12 protein-coding genes and 4 tRNA genes are annotated in these 16,069 nt (G+C 60.4%); 3 read left to right on the forward strand and 13 right to left on the reverse strand.

Translation table 11 applies throughout. The features are described 5' to 3' along the window. Positions 1-6: 6 nt before the first annotated feature. Positions 7-651, reverse strand: a complete 645-nt coding sequence (gene leuD, locus QRN46_RS11260) for a 3-isopropylmalate dehydratase small subunit (protein WP_011333351.1) — start codon at positions 649-651, stop codon at positions 7-9. Between the two features lie 11 nt (positions 652-662). Continuing rightward, positions 663-2,081 carry a 3-isopropylmalate dehydratase large subunit gene (gene leuC / locus QRN46_RS11265; RefSeq protein WP_011333350.1) on the reverse strand — a complete coding sequence of 473 codons (1,419 nt, stop codon included), beginning with the start codon at positions 2,079-2,081 and terminating at the stop codon, positions 663-665. Between the two features lie 140 nt (positions 2,082-2,221). On the opposite strand from leuC, the gene QRN46_RS11270 reads away from it, so the two are divergent. The 3 genes from QRN46_RS11270 to QRN46_RS11280 all read left to right on the forward strand — a co-directional run bounded on the left by QRN46_RS11270 (position 2,222) and on the right by QRN46_RS11280 (position 8,258). After that, positions 2,222-3,112 carry a LysR family transcriptional regulator gene (locus QRN46_RS11270; protein WP_285354685.1) on the forward strand — a complete coding sequence of 297 codons (891 nt, stop codon included), beginning with the start codon at positions 2,222-2,224 and terminating at the stop codon, positions 3,110-3,112. A 68-nt stretch (positions 3,113-3,180) separates the two neighbouring features. Then, positions 3,181-6,459, forward strand: a complete 3,279-nt coding sequence (locus tag QRN46_RS11275; protein ID WP_285354686.1) for a bifunctional diguanylate cyclase/phosphodiesterase — start codon at positions 3,181-3,183, stop codon at positions 6,457-6,459. A gap of 107 nt (positions 6,460-6,566) precedes the next feature. Continuing rightward, positions 6,567-8,258, forward strand: a complete 1,692-nt coding sequence (locus QRN46_RS11280) for a molecular chaperone HscC (RefSeq protein ID WP_285354687.1) — start codon at positions 6,567-6,569, stop codon at positions 8,256-8,258. Here the strand turns inward: QRN46_RS11280 and QRN46_RS11285 are convergent. The 11 genes from QRN46_RS11285 to QRN46_RS11335 all read right to left on the reverse strand — a co-directional run bounded on the left by QRN46_RS11285 (position 8,255) and on the right by QRN46_RS11335 (position 15,999). After that, on the reverse strand, positions 8,255-10,951 hold the full coding sequence (locus QRN46_RS11285; protein WP_285354688.1) for a J domain-containing protein: 2,697 nt from the start codon (positions 10,949-10,951) through the stop codon (positions 8,255-8,257). The two genes, QRN46_RS11280 and QRN46_RS11285, sit on opposite strands and share 4 nt — an antisense overlap. Beyond that, positions 10,948-11,643, reverse strand: coding sequence for a DUF1266 domain-containing protein (locus QRN46_RS11290; RefSeq protein WP_285354689.1), 696 nt, complete (start codon positions 11,641-11,643; stop codon positions 10,948-10,950). Before QRN46_RS11290 ends, QRN46_RS11285 begins: the two co-directional genes overlap by 4 nt. A gap of 186 nt (positions 11,644-11,829) precedes the next feature. Then, positions 11,830-12,273, reverse strand: a complete 444-nt coding sequence (locus tag QRN46_RS11295) for an Hsp20 family protein (protein WP_011333344.1) — start codon at positions 12,271-12,273, stop codon at positions 11,830-11,832. Between the two features lie 121 nt (positions 12,274-12,394). Further along, the gene (locus tag QRN46_RS11300; protein WP_085667876.1) at positions 12,395-13,354 is read right to left on the reverse strand and encodes a tRNA dihydrouridine synthase; all 960 of its coding nucleotides are present in this window, start codon (positions 13,352-13,354) and stop codon (positions 12,395-12,397) included. 35 nt (positions 13,355-13,389) lie between these two features. Next, entirely contained in the window at positions 13,390-13,851 is a 462-nt protein-coding gene (locus tag QRN46_RS11305) for an acyl-CoA thioesterase (protein ID WP_285354690.1), read from the reverse strand. A gap of 47 nt (positions 13,852-13,898) precedes the next feature. Then, positions 13,899-14,732, reverse strand: a complete 834-nt coding sequence (locus QRN46_RS11310) for an alpha/beta fold hydrolase (RefSeq protein ID WP_285354691.1) — start codon at positions 14,730-14,732, stop codon at positions 13,899-13,901. A 30-nt stretch (positions 14,733-14,762) separates the two neighbouring features. Then, positions 14,763-15,302 (reverse strand): TetR/AcrR family transcriptional regulator, encoded by a 540-nt coding sequence (locus tag QRN46_RS11315; protein WP_011333341.1) that lies wholly within the window; start codon positions 15,300-15,302, stop codon positions 14,763-14,765. Between the two features lie 183 nt (positions 15,303-15,485). Next, positions 15,486-15,561: transfer RNA gene (locus QRN46_RS11320), tRNA-Glu, on the reverse strand. Positions 15,562-15,639: 78 nt separating this feature from the next. Beyond that, positions 15,640-15,715 (reverse strand) — tRNA-Ala (locus QRN46_RS11325). 53 nt (positions 15,716-15,768) lie between these two features. Next, positions 15,769-15,844, reverse strand: a tRNA-Glu gene (locus QRN46_RS11330). A gap of 79 nt (positions 15,845-15,923) precedes the next feature. Further along, positions 15,924-15,999, reverse strand: a tRNA-Ala gene (locus QRN46_RS11335). Positions 16,000-16,069: the final 70 nt, after the last annotated feature.

Here is a 16,069-nt window from a genome sequence, read left to right on the forward strand (position 1 = left end):
TCAGATTCACGCGTCGCGGAACAACCATGGCTGGCTCGCGCGATGCCTGGCTTCAAACGCGGCAATCGCATCGCCGTCCTGCAGGGTCAGGCCGATGTCGTCCAGACCATTGAGCAGGCAGTGTTTGCGGAAGGCGTCGATCTCGAAGCGATAGACCTTGCCGTTCGGGCTGGTCACGGTCTGCTCGTGCAGATCGATCTGCAACTGATAGCCCGGCGCGGCCTCGACCTGTTTGAACAGCTCGTCGACTTCGGCGTCGCTCAAGATGATCGGAAGCAAGCCGTTCTTGAAGCTGTTGTTGAAGAAAATGTCGGCATAGCTCGGCGCGATGATGCTGCGGAAACCGTATTCTTCCAGCGCCCACGGCGCGTGTTCACGGCTGGAGCCGCAGCCGAAGTTTTCGCGGGCCAGCAACACGCTGGCGCCTTGATAACGCTCGGCGTTGAGTACGAATTCCTTGTTCAGCGGACGCTTGGAGTTGTCCTGATACGGCTGACCCACATCCAGGTAACGCCACTCGTCGAACAGGTTCGGACCGAAACCGGTGCGCTTGATCGACTTCAGAAACTGCTTCGGAATGATCTGGTCGGTGTCGACGTTGGCACGATCCAGAGGCGCGACGAGACCAGTGTGCTGGGTAAAAGCTTTCATGCTGCGCTCCTTTAGATCAATTCACGAACGTCGATGAAACGACCGTTCACCGCCGCCGCAGCGGCCATGGCCGGGCTGACGAGGTGGGTACGGCCACCGGCGCCCTGACGGCCTTCGAAGTTACGGTTGGAGGTCGAGGCGCAATGCTCGCCGGACTCCAGACGGTCCGGGTTCATCGCCAGGCACATCGAGCAACCCGGCTCGCGCCATTCGAAACCGGCTTCGAGGAAAATCTTGTCCAGACCTTCGGCCTCGGCCTGCGCCTTCACCAGACCCGAGCCCGGCACGACGATGGCCTGCTTGATGGTCGACGCAACCTTGCGACCCTTGGCGATCACCGCCGCAGCGCGCAAGTCTTCGATGCGCGAGTTGGTGCAGGAGCCGATGAACACGCGGTCGAGCTGAATGTCAGTGATCGCCTGATTGGCGGTCAAACCCATGTATTTCAAGGCGCGGACGATCGAGTCGCGTTTGACCAGATCCATCTCTTTAGCCGGGTCCGGCACGTTCTGATCAACGGCCAAGACCATTTCCGGCGAAGTGCCCCAGCTGACCTGCGGCTTGATCTGCGTGGCGTCGAGCTCGACCACGGTGTCGAAATGCGCATCGGCGTCGGACACCAGGTCTTTCCAGGACTCGACCGCCAGATCCCACTCGGCACCTTTCGGTGCGAAAGGACGACCCTTGACGTAATCCACAGTCTTCTGGTCCGCCGCCACCAGACCCACGCGGGCGCCGGCTTCGATGGACATGTTGCAGATGGTCATGCGGCCTTCGATGGACAGATCGCGGATCGCGCTGCCGGCGAACTCGATCGCATGGCCGTTACCGCCAGCGGTGCCGATCTTGCCGATCACCGCGAGGACGATGTCCTTGGCGGTCACGCCGAACGGCAACTGACCTTCGACGCGCACCAGCATGTTCTTCATTTTCTTGGCGACCAGGCACTGGGTGGCGAGCACGTGCTCGACCTCGGAAGTGCCGATCCCGTGGGCCAAGGCGCCGAACGCGCCGTGGGTCGAGGTGTGCGAGTCGCCGCAGACCACGGTCATGCCCGGCAAGGTCGCGCCCTGCTCCGGGCTGATCACGTGAACGATGCCTTGGCGCACGTCGTTCATCTTGAACTCGACGATGCCGTATTCATCGCAGTTGTCATCGAGGGTCTGAACCTGCAAACGCGAGACCTGGTCGGCAATGGCTTCGATGCCGCCCTTGCGCTCCGGAGTGGTCGGTACGTTGTGGTCCGGGGTGGCGATGTTGGCATCGATGCGCCACGGCTTGCGTCCGGCCAGACGCAGGCCTTCAAAGGCTTGCGGCGAGGTCACTTCGTGAATGATATGACGATCGATATAGATCAGCGCCGAGCCATCGTCGCGCTGCTTGACCAAATGCGAATCCCAGAGCTTGTCGTAGAGCGTTTTGCCGGCCATCAGACGGTTCCTCATCAGCTTGTTTCTATGCCCTGGGCTTATCAATAACCCTTTGGCTTGTGAGGCCGATCCTATGGGGTTAGATTAAATAACTCAAATTCATATTTTTTATGCTTTGGATAACCAACTGGAATGCGAACATGGACCTGGCCAACCTCAATGCTTTTATCGCGATTGCCGAGACTGGAAGCTTCTCCGGCGCCGGCGAACGGCTGCACCTGACGCAACCGGCGATCAGCAAACGCATCGCTGGCCTGGAGCAGCAACTGAATGTGCGGCTGTTCGACCGGTTGGGCCGTGAAGTGGGTCTGACCGAGGCCGGCCGGGCCTTACTGCCACGGGCTTATCAGATTCTCAACGTACTGGACGACACGCGCCGTGCTCTGACCAACCTGACCGGCGAAGTCACGGGTCGCCTGACTTTGGCCACCAGTCACCACATCGGCCTGCACCGCTTGCCACCGCTGTTGAGGGAATACACTCGCCGCTACCCGCAGGTGGCGCTGGATATTCAGTTCCTCGATTCGGAAGTGGCCTACGAGGAAATTCTCCATGGCCGCGCTGAGCTGGCGGTCATCACCCTGGCGCCGGAGCCGCATACGCTGGTCAAAGCCACGCCGGTCTGGGATGACCCGCTGGATTTCGTGGTCGCCCCGGAACATTCATTGATCAGGAACGGCGCCGTCACATTGGCGGACATTGCCGGCCATCCGGCAGTTTTCCCCGGCGGCAACACCTTTACCCACCACATTGTCCAACGGCTGTTCGAGGCTCAGGGCCTGACGCCGAACATCGCCATGAGCACCAACTACCTGGAAACCATCAAGATGATGGTGTCGATCGGCCTGGCCTGGAGCGTTTTGCCGCGCACGATGCTCGATGAGCAGGTGGCGCGCATACCTTTGCCGGGCATACAGCTCAGTCGCCAGCTAGGCTATATCCTGCACACTGAAAGGACGCTGTCGAATGCTGCACGGGCGTTTATGGCCCTGCTGGACGCTCAAATCGATCTGCCAGGGACTCTCGGCTAACTTGTGCTACTCCTATAGAGCTGCCGCCCCTGTGCCAAACGCCCAAATCAGCTCAAGGCCCCTTAACAATGCCGAAATCTGTTGACCGTATTCCGCCGATGCCGCGTATTCAGGCCATTGATCCACGGCGATCCGAGCAGAGCTGGGAGAGTGCGCCGCAATTGCTCGCGGCGCTCAACGGTGCCCGGCTCGGCGCCTGGTACTGGGACATCGAGCGCGGGCAGATCAGCTGGTCGCGCGGCACTCAGGCCTTGTTCGGCTTCGATCCGCGGCAACCGCTGCCCGAAGACCTGGAATACCTCGACCTGCTGCCACCGGAAGACCGGGCGAAAACCATCCGCGCCTTCCACGCGGTGATTGCCGGTGCGCCGCTGGAACAGGCGATGCACCACCGCATCCGCTGGCCCGACGGCAGCCTGCACTGGCTGGAGATCAACGGCAGCCTGCTGCCGGACAAACACGGTCGCCCCCGAATGATCGGGGTGATCCGCGAAATCACCCACCAGCGGCAACGGGAACAGGCGCTCAGCAGTTCGGAGAAACGTTTTGCGACACTGTTTCACCTGTGCCCGAACATGGTGCTGTTGACCCGCCAGGAAGACGGCCTGATCAGCGAGGCCAACCAGTATTTCGAAAGCCTGTTCGGCTGGCCGGTGCAGAGCGCCATCGGTCGTACCACCCTGGAGCTGGGCCTGTGGGTGCATCCCGAGCAACGGGCGGAGCTGGTCAAGAAAACCAAGGCCAAGGGCGAACTGATCAGCATGGAGGTGCAGTTCCGCGCCAGCAACGGCCAGATCCACGACGGCATCCTGAGCGCGCAAAAGGTCGAACTCGAAGGCCAGCCGTACCTGCTCAGTACCTTCCTCGACACCACTGAACGCAAAGCCGCCGAACATGCCCTGAAAGACAGCCAGGAACGCCTCGACCTGGCGCTGGATTCGGCGCAACTCGGCACCTGGGACTGGCACATTCCCAGCGGCATGCTCTACGGCTCGGCCCGCGCTGCGCAATTACACGGCCTGGAGCCGAAACCGTTCCACGAATCGTTCGAAGAGTTTTTCGAGGGCGTACCCGGCGAAGAGCGCGACAGCATGCGCGACGCCTATCGCAGCCTGCGCGAAGGCCCGGCGGGCAATTATCAGCTGACTTACCGCGTGCAATTGCCGGACGGCAGCTCGCGCTATCTGGAAAGCCGCGCCCGCCTCTATCGCGACGACAACGGCGTACCGCTGCGGATGGCCGGCACCCTGCTGGACATCACCGATCAGGTTGAACGCGAGCAACGGCTGGTGGCTTCGGAAGAGAAATTCGCCACGCTGTTCCAGGTCAGCCCTGATCCAATCTGCGTGACCCGACAGGAAACCGGGGAATTCATCGAGATCAACTCCAGTTTCTCCCAGACCTTCGGCTGGAGCGCCAGCGACGTGATCGGCCATACCGCCGAAGAAATCGGCCTGTGGGACGCCTCGGCGAAAAGCCTGCAACGCATAGAACGGGTGATCCGCGAACAGGGCCTGAGCAATGTTGCGATCATCGTTCAGCACAAGGAGGGCCAGTCGCTGACCTGCGTGATTTCCAGCCGTCAGATCAGCGTCGGCAACCAGCCGTGCATCGTTACCACGCTGCGCGACATCACCCAGCAACAGCGCTCGGAAGCGGCGCTCAAGGCCAGCGAAGAGAAATTCGCCAAGGCGTTCCACTCCAGCCCCGACGCCATCACCATCACCGAGCGCGACACCGGACGCTATCTGGAGGTCAACGACGGCTTCTGCCGCCTCACCGGCTACCGCGCCGACGAAGTGGTGGGCAAAACCGTGTATCAGGTCGGCATCTGGGCCGAAGAAAAACAGCGTTCTGCACTGCTTGCGGAGCTGCAGATCAAGGGCCGCGTACACCATCAGGAAATGCTCGGGCGCAACAAGCGCGGCGAGATCCTGACGGTGGAGGTCTCGGTCGAGCCGATCACCCTCAACGAAACCGCCTGCCTGCTGCTTACCGCCCGGGACGTCAGCCTGCTGAAGAACGCCGAGGCGCAGATCCGCCACTTGGCGTATCACGATCCGCTGACCAACCTGCCCAACCGCGCACTGCTGATGGATCGCCTGAGCCAGCAGATCGCCCTGCTCAAGCGCCACAACCTGCGCGGCGCGCTGCTGTTTCTCGATCTGGATCACTTCAAGCACATCAATGACTCGCTGGGTCATCCGGTCGGTGACACGGTGCTGAAAATCATCACCGCACGGCTTGAGGCCAGCGTACGCATGGAAGACACGGTTGCGCGGCTCGGTGGCGATGAGTTCGTGGTGTTGCTCAGCGGACTGGAAGGCACGCGCAATGAAGTCAGTGCCCAGGTGCGCGAGCTGGCCGACACCATTCGCGAGTTGCTGTCGGAGCCGATGTTCCTCGACGGCCAGCGCCTGCAAGTGACGCCGAGCATCGGCGTGGCGCTGATTCCCGATCACGGCTCGACCCCGACCGACCTGCTCAAACGCGCCGACATTGCGCTGTACCGGGCCAAGGATTCGGGGCGCAACACCACGCAGATGTATCACAACACCATGCAGAAAGCGGCCAGCGAACGGCTGCGCATGGAGACCGACCTGCGCCTGGCGCTGTCCCGTGGCGAATTCGACGTGCATTACCAACCGCAAATCGACGCCCGGGACAATCGCATCATCGGCGCCGAAGCCCTGGTGCGCTGGAATCACCCGGAACTCGGCGCGCAATCACCCACCGAATTCATCAAGGTGCTGGAAGACAGCGGGCTGATTCTGGAGGTCGGCACCTGGATCCTCGACGAGGCGTGCGAAGCCTTCAAGCAATTGATCGCCGAAAAGCTGATCGATCCTCTGGCCTTCAGCCTGTGCGTGAACATCAGCCCCCGGCAGTTCCGCCAGAACGACTTCGTCGAGCGCATCGAACACAGCATGAGCAGCCACGGCCTGCCCTGCTCGTTGCTGAAGCTGGAGATCACCGAAGGTATCGTCATTCAGAACCTGGAAGACACCATCAGCAAAATGCGCCGCCTGAAAAAACTCGGCGTGAGTTTTGCCATGGACGATTTCGGCACCGGCTATTCATCGCTGACCTATCTGAAACGATTGCCGGTAGACACGCTGAAGATCGATCAGTCGTTCATCCGCGACGCCACCACCGACCCCAACGACGCCGAAATCATCCGCGCCATCGTCGCCATGGCCCGCAGCCTGGAGCTGGAAGTAATCGCCGAAGGCGTGGAAACTCCGGAACAATTGGCCTTCCTGCAGGGGTTGGGCTGCCATTTGTATCAGGGTTATCTGCACAGCCGGCCGTTGCCGCTGGAGGGATTGAAGGGATTGCTGGAATGACCCAACACCTGCGATTGCTTGTCGCAAGTATTGACCCAGGCCGGTAATTGCCAGGGTTGGCGGCAACCTGTAGGGTCGCGTTTTTTCGCGCTGTTTCGAGATCGATCATGCAGGATGCAACCCTCCCCCGCCCGGCCCTGCTGGGCATTGACCTTGGCACCACCAACAGTTTGATCGCCGTCTGGCAGGACGGTCAGGCCCGATTGATTCCCAACGCCCTAGGCGAGGTACTGACCCCGTCGGTGGTCAGCCTCGATGAAGACGAGACCATCCTGGTCGGCAAAGCCGCACGCGCACGCCTCACGACCCACCCGGAACGCACAGCCGCCGCGTTCAAGCGATTCATGGGCAGCGACCGGCAGATCGAACTCGGCACCAAAACCTTCAGCCCCGAAGAGTTATCGGCACTGGTGCTGGGCTCACTCAAGCAGGACGCCGAAGCCTTTCTCGGTCATCCGGTTTCTGAAGCAGTGATTTCCGTACCGGCGTATTTCAGTGACGAGCAACGCAAACGCACACTGTTCGCCGCCGAACTGGCGGGCCTGAAGGTCTCCCGACTGATCAACGAGCCTACCGCCGCTGCAATGGCGTACGGGCTGCACGAGCAAAAATTCGAACGCACGCTGATTTTCGATCTGGGCGGCGGGACATTCGATGTCACGGTGCTGGAATATGCGTTGCCGCTGATTGAAGTGCATGCGTCCACCGGGGACAACTTTTTGGGTGGGGAGGACTTTACCGCTGCACTGCTGAATGCCTGTCTGAAAAACTGGCGACTGACCCCGTCGATGATTGATCCGCAAGGCATGGCCAGCCTGGGCGATGCCCTGGAACAACTCAAATGCGAACTCGGCGAAGGACCTCAATCGCTGAGCTGGCACCATGCCGACAAACTGTACGAATGGTCGCTGGATGAAGCCGCTGCCGTGAAGATCTGGGAACCGTTGCTGGTACGATTGCGCGCGCCGATCGAACAGGCCCTGCGCGATGCGCGCTTGAAACCACGGGATCTCGACAGTCTGGTGCTGGTCGGTGGGGCAACGCGAATGCCTGCGGTACAACAGTTGGTCGCCACACTGTTCGGACGCCTGCCCTACCGGCATCTTGATCCCGACACCCTCGTTGCATTGGGTGCGGCCACGCAAGCGGCCTGCAAGGCGCGCGATGGCGCGATCGAAGAACTGATTCTGACCGATGTCTGCCCGTATACACTGGGCATCGCAACCATGCGTGGCAAAGGCATCGACGGCGCCTTTTCGCCGATCATCGAACGCAACACCATCATCCCGACGTCACGGGTAGAGCGCTACCACACAACCCATCCCCGGCAGGAGCTGCTGCGCATTGCCGTTTATCAGGGTGAGCGGCCGTGGGTACGTGACAACATCCTCATTGACGCTTTCGATGTCACCTTGACGCCCACCGATAACATTCAGGAGCTGGACGTACGCTTCAGTTACGACATCAACGGTTTACTCGAGGTCGACGTCACGCTGCTCCAGACCGGCGAACGCCACAGCCACAGCATCGACCGCAGTCCCACCGGGCTGAATGAACAAGCACGCAGAGACAGCCATAACCGTCTGTCGACGCTGAAGGTCCATCCACGCGACGCATTGCCCAACCGCACACTGCTGGCCCGTCTGGAGCGGGCATGGATGCAAAGTCTGGGCACGCAGCGCGAACACATTGCCGAGTGGCTGCACAACTTCACCACGGTACTCGGCGGACAGCAGCCGGCCGAGATCGCCAGCCACCGCTCAGAGCTCAACAAGGCGCTGGATCAACTGCGCCTCTAACCGTTAAGTCGCCGCAGAGCAGCCTGCAGACCACCGGACAGCATCTCGCCACCGCCGCTGTCCGGTGGCACCCCGTACCGGTTGGGCAACTTGTCACCGGGAAAGCCGAACAGCAGCAGCGGCAGAAACGGCAAGACCGGCGACACGGCCATGAATATCAGCAATGTGGGCAGGCCTCGTCCCATATCATGCAAACGGCGCAGAGTGGCACCGAATAACAGCAGAACACCCAGTAACAGGATCAGAATGCCAAAGAATGTGGTACCGCTGATCAATCCTGCCACCGGCGTAATCACCACACACCCCAGGACCTGGGCGATAAAAGCCTTGCGCCCCAGCCGCGAACCCAGGCGCCAGATCGCCCCTGCCGGCACCGGCTGAATATCACTTTTGGCCAACATCAAACGCTCCGACCAGGACAGCAAGGCACACAGCGCCAGGCGCAAGCCGATACTGTTCTTCACGTCATCCTTGCCCTGCTGCAATTGGCACAGCACTCGCGTTTTCGGCACTCCGGCAGCGCCATAGCGAACCATGGCCTTGAGCGAATCGAGGGCCTCGTATGCCAACAGTTTGTCGACCCCAAAATCCGTCAACACCTTGCGCGGCGGCCACACCGGCTCGCCCTTGATCAAGCCGTCACGAAACCCTTCGAACCAGTCATCCTCGCAACTGACTGCCGCGATGGACTGCAGCAAGGCACGATGCTGCTCGGCGCTCAGGCTCGGGTCGTGATAGAGCACGCCCCAGAACATCAACAGCCCCAACAGATCGTCGCCACACGCAGCGCGGTCGCTCTCGATGCAGGTGTAAAGCAGGGTATTGGCAGGCAATCGGGCGCTGTCGAGTGCCTGCTGCACGCTGAACAATTGCTGCACCAGCAAGCCGTGCACCGGATCATTGCCTTGCAGCCAGCCCAGTAAACCGTCGCAATTGCCTTGCTCGCGTTGCAACCGCCGCAACAGTGGCTGCAGTCGACTCAAAGGATGAACCGGACTGAACGGCAGACGCTCCAGGCACTGCCCATCGATCATTGGCAGCCAGCGCTCCGGCTGATCCAGCAACGCCAGCAAAAACACGGTTTGAGCGTGCCACTCCCAGGCAGCCTCGCCCAGCCCGACCGGCGGCAACCCTATCCCGCGACGGCTCAACTGAAGGAGCAGATCGAGCTCGGACAAGTCACAGTCGTCTTTGACGGCGCCCAATTTGAATGCTTCGGCGATGCGCTCCAGGGCGGTGTCACTGTAGGGCCGCAAGCGACGCAACCACAGGCGACAGACCTTTTGCAGCTCGCCTGTTGTCAGTGCCTGCGGCAATTGCTGCGATATTGAATCCGCTTCGCTGAATACACTCATAGCCTGCGCAATCGGCGCATTCTCCAACCAGCGCAGATGTTGTCCGGCCTGAACTTTGAACCCGCTCAACACCAGGCATTCAAGCGCATCGACCGGGAGCGGCTGATCCAGAATCCGCTGCAGCAAGACCGCATCACCGCGATGCAGCGCCCAGGCATGCCGGTACAGTTGCAGCAGCCTGCTGTCGGCATTCTCACCCAGCAGTTGGGCAAGCAACGGGAGCTCATCGCCTGTCATGCGCCAATCGACAAAACTTTTCGCCAGGCTATCGAGCTTCAACCGCCCGACACCCAACCAACGGTTCAGCGTCTCGGGGCGTTGTGACGGACTGCCGTATACCTGCGCGTCATCCCCGAGATCCGCAGGCCACTCGGAGAAATCGCCCAGACAATCGAACGCCTGAATCAGCAGAGGCAGAAAAGTCGGTTGCCGCTTGGCGCACAATTCCAGCAGACGACTTTCGGCCATCGGATGGCGGAACTCGTTCCACAGCCTGATCCAGCACGGCAATGCCTGATCGTCCCGCCCCAGCAGACTGCTCTGACACGCCAACAGGTAAAGCCAGTCCACGTCATCCGGTGCTTCCAGCTGTTTTTCGACACAGCACTGCAAAAATATCGGTGCACCGATGCCCGCCTGGGTGAACTGCACCAGCAAACGTTTCATGAACGCAGCATCATCCGGCAACGGCAGACACGTGTGCTGACTGGCGAAGTCAGCGAACTCATGGAGGGGACGCTGGGTGAAAATAAAGTCGAGGCTGCGGGCGTACCAAAGTGTTTCGGTCTGCGCAGCCAATGACCAGGCGCTCATCAGATCGGTATCGAACGGGTCAGGCGTTTCGATTCGCTGCAAAAAGGCTCCCACCCGATGCGCGTCGTTGAACTCCAGATCCAGTAACTGCTGATGCCACGCCATACGCTTGGCCAACAGATTCGCGCAGCGGTAAGACAGAGGGCCGGCATCGGCCATCCGGTGGTAGAGCCCCCAACTGAGTTCATCGAGCTGTTCCAGCGACAGCTCATCCAGCGCCCGGACAAATGCCTGCCACGCCTCGAAGTTGAAACGTCGCGCGGGATCGTCAAGCAACTCGCAGAAATCCGCGAACGCCTGCGGGACCTCGACAACCTCCTGCCCTGACTCTTCAGTTTCTTCCTCGGGCGCTTCTTCCTCGCCTTCCCGCGCCAGACGCAACGCGTTTTCGTAGGCCATACGCAGCACCTGAAAACCTTCCGGATCGGTTTCCGGATGATGCGACGGCAAACGTGCGCGGTAGGCATCACGAATCCGGGTTTCGTCGGAGGTGGGCTCGATGCCCAGGCGAATCCAGCAACTCATGACCAGTCGAACTCCTTGAGCGATGCCGGACGGGGTAACGAACCAATTTCCATGTGCCAGGGCAGGTCGGCCAGAAAGTGCGGGATGTTCTGGGCGAGGCCGCGGGTGATCCGCAGGTTATGAGCACTGTCCCCCTGCCGCTCCAACTCCCAGGCCAGCTCGTCGTCGCTTGTGTTCAGGCAGCACCAAAAGCTGCGACCCACAACAAAGCCATTGAAGTAGGACATCCAGTTACCGTAGTGAAACTGCGCCCTGACGGCCAAACGACTGTGCAGCCAGTTGCTTTCGGCCAGATCAATCCACTGATTGCGCACTGCGCAACGCAAGAGAAACCCCATCCGCCCGTAATCCCAGGACAAGATCCCTCCTGGACCACAACTGCCAAAAGTGCGACTGGCAAACTCATGCAGAACACGCTCGCGAGGGCTCAGCTCTTCGAGCAGGCGCTGCCATTCATTCGGCAGACAACGTTGCCACGCCGAATAGGCGCCACTCAGGTGCTTGGCATGTCCGTCGTCCGTCATCCATTGAAGCATGTCGAACAATTGTCGCCGGTCATCGATTCCCCAGCTGCCTTTCAGATCGATATAGGGGTCATCGCAGAAGGCAGGGTCGTCATACCCGGCGCCGGTGTTGAGCGCTGCCATTGGCGCAGAAAGGGCACACAGCCAGCGCTGTTGAATATCGTCCATGAAAAAAGGCTCCAGGCCGACCGATAAGGATGGGGGTCGGCAAAACTGCGGCGGATTGTAGAGAAACCGCCGCTGGCGGCAAAGTCGAACAGCCATTTTCCTGCGCCCACAAAAAAGGCCCCGACGTATCGGGGCCTTCATTCAGCGGCTTATCGCCCGTTCAGACGATTTGTTTCTGCAAGTGACTCAGTGTTGCAGAGCCGGCTGCGCTCCGTTGATCGGGATGCGCTTGGCTTTCGCCTCTTCCGGAATCACGCGCAACAGGTCGATGCTCAACAGACCGTTGCTCAGGCCGGCGGCCTTGATCTCGATGTGATCGGCCAGGCGGAAGGACAGCTTGAATGCACGCTGGGCAATGCCCTGGTGCAGGAACGTGACGCCTTCATTGGCATCACGCTTGCCGCCACTGATGGTCAGCACGCCTTTTTCGACTTGCAGTTCCAGGTCTTCTTCCTGGAAACCGGCCGCCGCCACGACGATGCGGTATTGATCGTCACCGTGTTTTTCCACGTTGTAAGGCGGATAGGTGCTGCCCGGCTCGTTGCGCAGGGCAGTTTCGAACAGGTCGTTGAAACGGTCGAAACCTACCGAGGAACGGAACAGTGGAGCGAGGGAAAATGCAGTACTCATGGTTCAAATCTCCTGAAAACAATCAGCAAGTTTTTTTGTCTCCGCGACCCGAATTCGGCATCGCGTAACCCTTAGATAGGGACCTGCGTTTTGTTTTCAAGAGATCGTTTGAAGATTTTTTTCAGGCGGCTTCGGCGACCGGCAAACCCAGCAAACGCGAGACCTGATCCGGCTCGGTCTCCCGGCGCAGCACGGTAAACAGCTCGACGGCCTCGGGGTAATTGCGGGTCAGCATGGCCAGCCACTGTTTCAAACGGCCCGGCGACTGGCGCGCGGTCATTTGCGCTTTGGCTTGCAGCCAGAAGTCCTGGATCAGTGGCATCAGTTCGGTCCAGGTCATCTCGACGACCTCCTCACCGGCACGGGCAGCGGCGATCTGACGGGCCAGATCCGGGCGCGACACCAGACCACGACCGAGCATGATGTCTTCGACGCCGCTGATTTCCCGGCAGCGTCGCCAGTCCTCGACGCTCCAGATGTCGCCGTTGGCGAATACCGGCACCTTGACCACATCTTGTACGCGCGGGATCCACTCCCAATGGGCCGGTGGCTTATAGCCGTCGACCTTGGTCCGGGCGTGAACCACGATGTGCTCGGCACCGCCCTCGGCCAGCGCCGTGGCGCAGACCAGCGAGCCGTCCGGGCTGTCGAAACCCAGGCGCATCTTGGCGGTAACCGGAATGTGCGCAGGTACGGCGCGACGCACGTGTTCGACGATCCGGTTGAGCAGTTCCGGCTCCTTGAGCAGTACCGCACCGCCACGGGACTTGTTGACGGTCTTGGCCGGGCAACCGAAGTTCAGGTCGATCACTTCGGAGCCCAGTTCGCAGGCCAGCGCCGCGTTTTCCGCTAGGCACACCGGATCGGAACCCAGCAACTGCACGCGCAGTGGCACGCCGGACGCCGTGCGCGCACCGTTGAGCAGTTCAGGACCGAACTTGTGGAAATAGGCCGGAGTCAGCAACTGATCGTTGACCCGAATGAATTCGGTCACGCACCAGTCAATACCGCCGACACGGGTCAGGACATCGCGCAGGATGTCATCGACCAACCCCTCCATCGGCGCCAGAGCAATTTGCATGGGAAACACACACTCAAGGAAAAACGTGCGGCAGTTTACTGGGTTTCGCGGGTTAAACCCATGTCCGTCGTCTGTATGGCCGGGCCGTAGCCCTCGATGAACTCGGCGGGCATGCGCTTTGGCTTGCCGGTGGACAGCTCGATGCAGACGAAGGTGGTCTGGGCGCGCAGCAGCGTGGCGTTGTCACTGGGGCGAATCAGTTGGAAGTGACGGGTCATTTTCAGGCGCTGATCCCAATCGACAATCCACGTCGCCAGCTGCAGATCGTCGCCTTCGTAGGCGGCGGCCAGGTAATCGATTTCGTGTCGCACAACGGCCATCGCCCGATCCAGGCGCCGGTACTCGACCAGATCCAGACCCAGACGCTGTGAGTGGCGCCAGGCGCAGCGCTCAAGCCAGGTCACGTAGACTGCGTTGTTGGCATGGCCCAACCCGTCAATGTCCTCGGCGCCCACTTGCAGATCAATGGTAAACGGCGTTGCCCGATCCCAGCCCATGCCCTACTCCCGGTCAGATGATTCAACCGGGACAGTGTAACGGATGACTAGGCCGATTGCCGCGCCTGAAGGCTGCGACCGGCCAGCAGTGATAACACGCCATCAATCACCCGAGGGTCGGCCAGTACGCGTTGATGGCCGCCGGTCTCCAGACGCAGCAGGCGACTGTCGAACCAGGATTCGTGGATCAATTGGGATTCCTTGACCGAGACGAACGTGTCGTCTTCGGCATGCACGATCAGGCCTGGCATATCCAGTTGATAGTGGGCGACATCAAGGGTGGCGGCGCGCATGCCGACGTCCTGTTCAACCTCGCGAATGAACGCGGAACGAGCTCTGGGCGGCATGCCGACGTAGCGGGCAAATCCGCGCAACACCCCGAGAATCCGCGCTGGAGCGGCGATGCTCACCAGGGTTTCGGTGCGCAAGCCCAATTGCACCGCGAGCATGGCACTGGCACCGCCCATGGAGTGGCCGATGACCGCTTGCAACGGCGGCAATTCGGCCGCGGCCTCAAGCATCGCACGGGCGAACAGCACCACATTGGCTTCGCGCCCCGGCGAGCGACCGTGGGCCGGACCATCCAGCGCGACAACGGTGTAGCCCGCTTCGACCAGCGCCGTGATCAACGCGGCAAACTGGGTGGGACGCCCTTCCCAGCCATGCATCAGCAAAACAGTCGGGCCTTGCCCCCAGCGCAGGGCCGAAAGACCGAAACGCAAGGTGATGCGTTCGGATTTCGCCAGCAGCGGCAATTCCCAATCGCGCGGTGTATTCGCGCGCGGCGTCATGAACGCCAACCGCATTTTGCTCGCCACCAGTTTCGGTGCGAACCAGCCCAAGGTGCCATTAACGCCGCGAACCCACTTCAACGTGCTCATCGCTCTCTCCCCGGGCTTGTAGCCTTCAGCTCAACGCACCGCCGACTTGGCAGCGCGCAGCAATCGATCGGATAAATCCCCTGGGCCCAACGCCCTGGCGAGCGCCAGACCACCCACCATCAAGGCCACGTCGGCCAACGCTTTGTCGGTGTCTTCCGGCGTTGCGGCCAACTGCGCAATCATCAATTCCAGGTGTTCGTTCAACGCGATCCGGAACGCCTCTGGCAAACGGCCCAACTCGCCGATGGAGGCTGGAATCGGGCACGCCGAATCGCTGGAATCGCGATGCTTGCGCGACAGATAGAACGCGGCTACCAGAGCGCGGCGCTCTTCACCGGTCAGCTCGCTATCCATGTCGGCAATCAGGTCGCGACGGCGACCGAGCAATTGCTTGAACGCCTCAAGCATCATGGCGTCCTTGCTTTCGAAGTGGGCATAGAAGCCGCCGACGGTCAGGCCGGCCGCACCCATCACTTCGCCCACGCTCGGTTCAGCCGGACCGCGCTGGATCAGTGCAGCACTGGCGGCCTTGAGAATGCGTTCGCGGGTTTGAGCTTTCTTGTCGTTCATCGTCGCCTCCGAATATTACGATAGCAATATTATTCTCATAATAATATTCCGCAAGTCACACGCGTGACCGCTGGTCTGAAGCACAGTGTTAAGGAAAAAGAGGATTTGGCCAAACGCCAGACAAACAAAAGGGCCATTCAATAATTGAATGACCCTTATAAAATCCCGCAGAGCGGGTAATCGTGGCGTCCCCTAGGGGACTCGAACCCCTGTTACCGCCGTGAAAGGGCGGTGTCCTAGGCCACTAGACGAAGGGGACACAAACCTTCTATACAAATGATCAGCGCTGAGTACTGATCGATTCAAGGCCGGTGTGGCCAGACCTTGAACTGTAAATTGGTGGAGCTAAGCGGGATCGAACCGCTGACCTCCTGCATGCCATGCAGGCGCTCTCCCAGCTGAGCTATAGCCCCGGATTTTTCGCCTCTCGGCGGAGCGACATCTTGCAACATCACTTCTGTAAAACTGGCGTCCCCTAGGGGACTCGAACCCCTGTTACCGCCGTGAAAGGGCGGTGTCCTAGGCCACTAGACGAAGGGGACGCAAACCCTTCTATACAACTGATCAACGCTGAGTGTTGATCGCTTCGAAGCCGGTGCGGCCAGGCTTCGAAGTGTAAATTGGTGGAGCTAGACGGGATCGAACCGTCGACCTCTTGCATGCCATGCAAGCGCTCTCCCAGCTGAGCTATAGCCCCTCATCGTTGATGTCATCGCTGAGGACGGGGCGAATCTTAAGGGCGTATCGAAAGGCTGTCAAACTTATTT

This window comes from Pseudomonas sp. lyk4-R2A-10, assembly GCF_030209075.1.
GTDB lineage: Bacteria > Pseudomonadota > Gammaproteobacteria > Pseudomonadales > Pseudomonadaceae > Aquipseudomonas > Aquipseudomonas glycinae.

Coding starts and splice junctions, on each gene's coding strand:
- QRN46_RS11280 (WP_285354687.1), top strand. CDS start 6,567: ATGCAGGATGCAACCCTCCCCCGCCCGGCCCTGCTGGGCATTGACCTT.
- QRN46_RS11270 (WP_285354685.1), top strand. CDS start 2,222: ATGGACCTGGCCAACCTCAATGCTTTTATCGCGATTGCCGAGACTGGA.
- leuD (WP_011333351.1), bottom strand. CDS start 651: ATGAAAGCTTTTACCCAGCACACTGGTCTCGTCGCGCCTCTGGATCGT.
- QRN46_RS11305 (WP_285354690.1), bottom strand. CDS start 13,851: ATGGGCTGGGATCGGGCAACGCCGTTTACCATTGATCTGCAAGTGGGC.
- QRN46_RS11285 (WP_285354688.1), bottom strand. CDS start 10,951: ATGAGTTGCTGGATTCGCCTGGGCATCGAGCCCACCTCCGACGAAACC.
- QRN46_RS11310 (WP_285354691.1), bottom strand. CDS start 14,732: ATGAGCACGTTGAAGTGGGTTCGCGGCGTTAATGGCACCTTGGGCTGG.
- QRN46_RS11315 (WP_011333341.1), bottom strand. CDS start 15,302: ATGAACGACAAGAAAGCTCAAACCCGCGAACGCATTCTCAAGGCCGCC.
- leuC (WP_011333350.1), bottom strand. CDS start 2,081: ATGGCCGGCAAAACGCTCTACGACAAGCTCTGGGATTCGCATTTGGTC.
- QRN46_RS11300 (WP_085667876.1), bottom strand. CDS start 13,354: ATGCAAATTGCTCTGGCGCCGATGGAGGGGTTGGTCGATGACATCCTG.
- QRN46_RS11295 (WP_011333344.1), bottom strand. CDS start 12,273: ATGAGTACTGCATTTTCCCTCGCTCCACTGTTCCGTTCCTCGGTAGGT.
- QRN46_RS11290 (WP_285354689.1), bottom strand. CDS start 11,643: ATGGACGATATTCAACAGCGCTGGCTGTGTGCCCTTTCTGCGCCAATG.
- QRN46_RS11275 (WP_285354686.1), top strand. CDS start 3,181: ATGCCGAAATCTGTTGACCGTATTCCGCCGATGCCGCGTATTCAGGCC.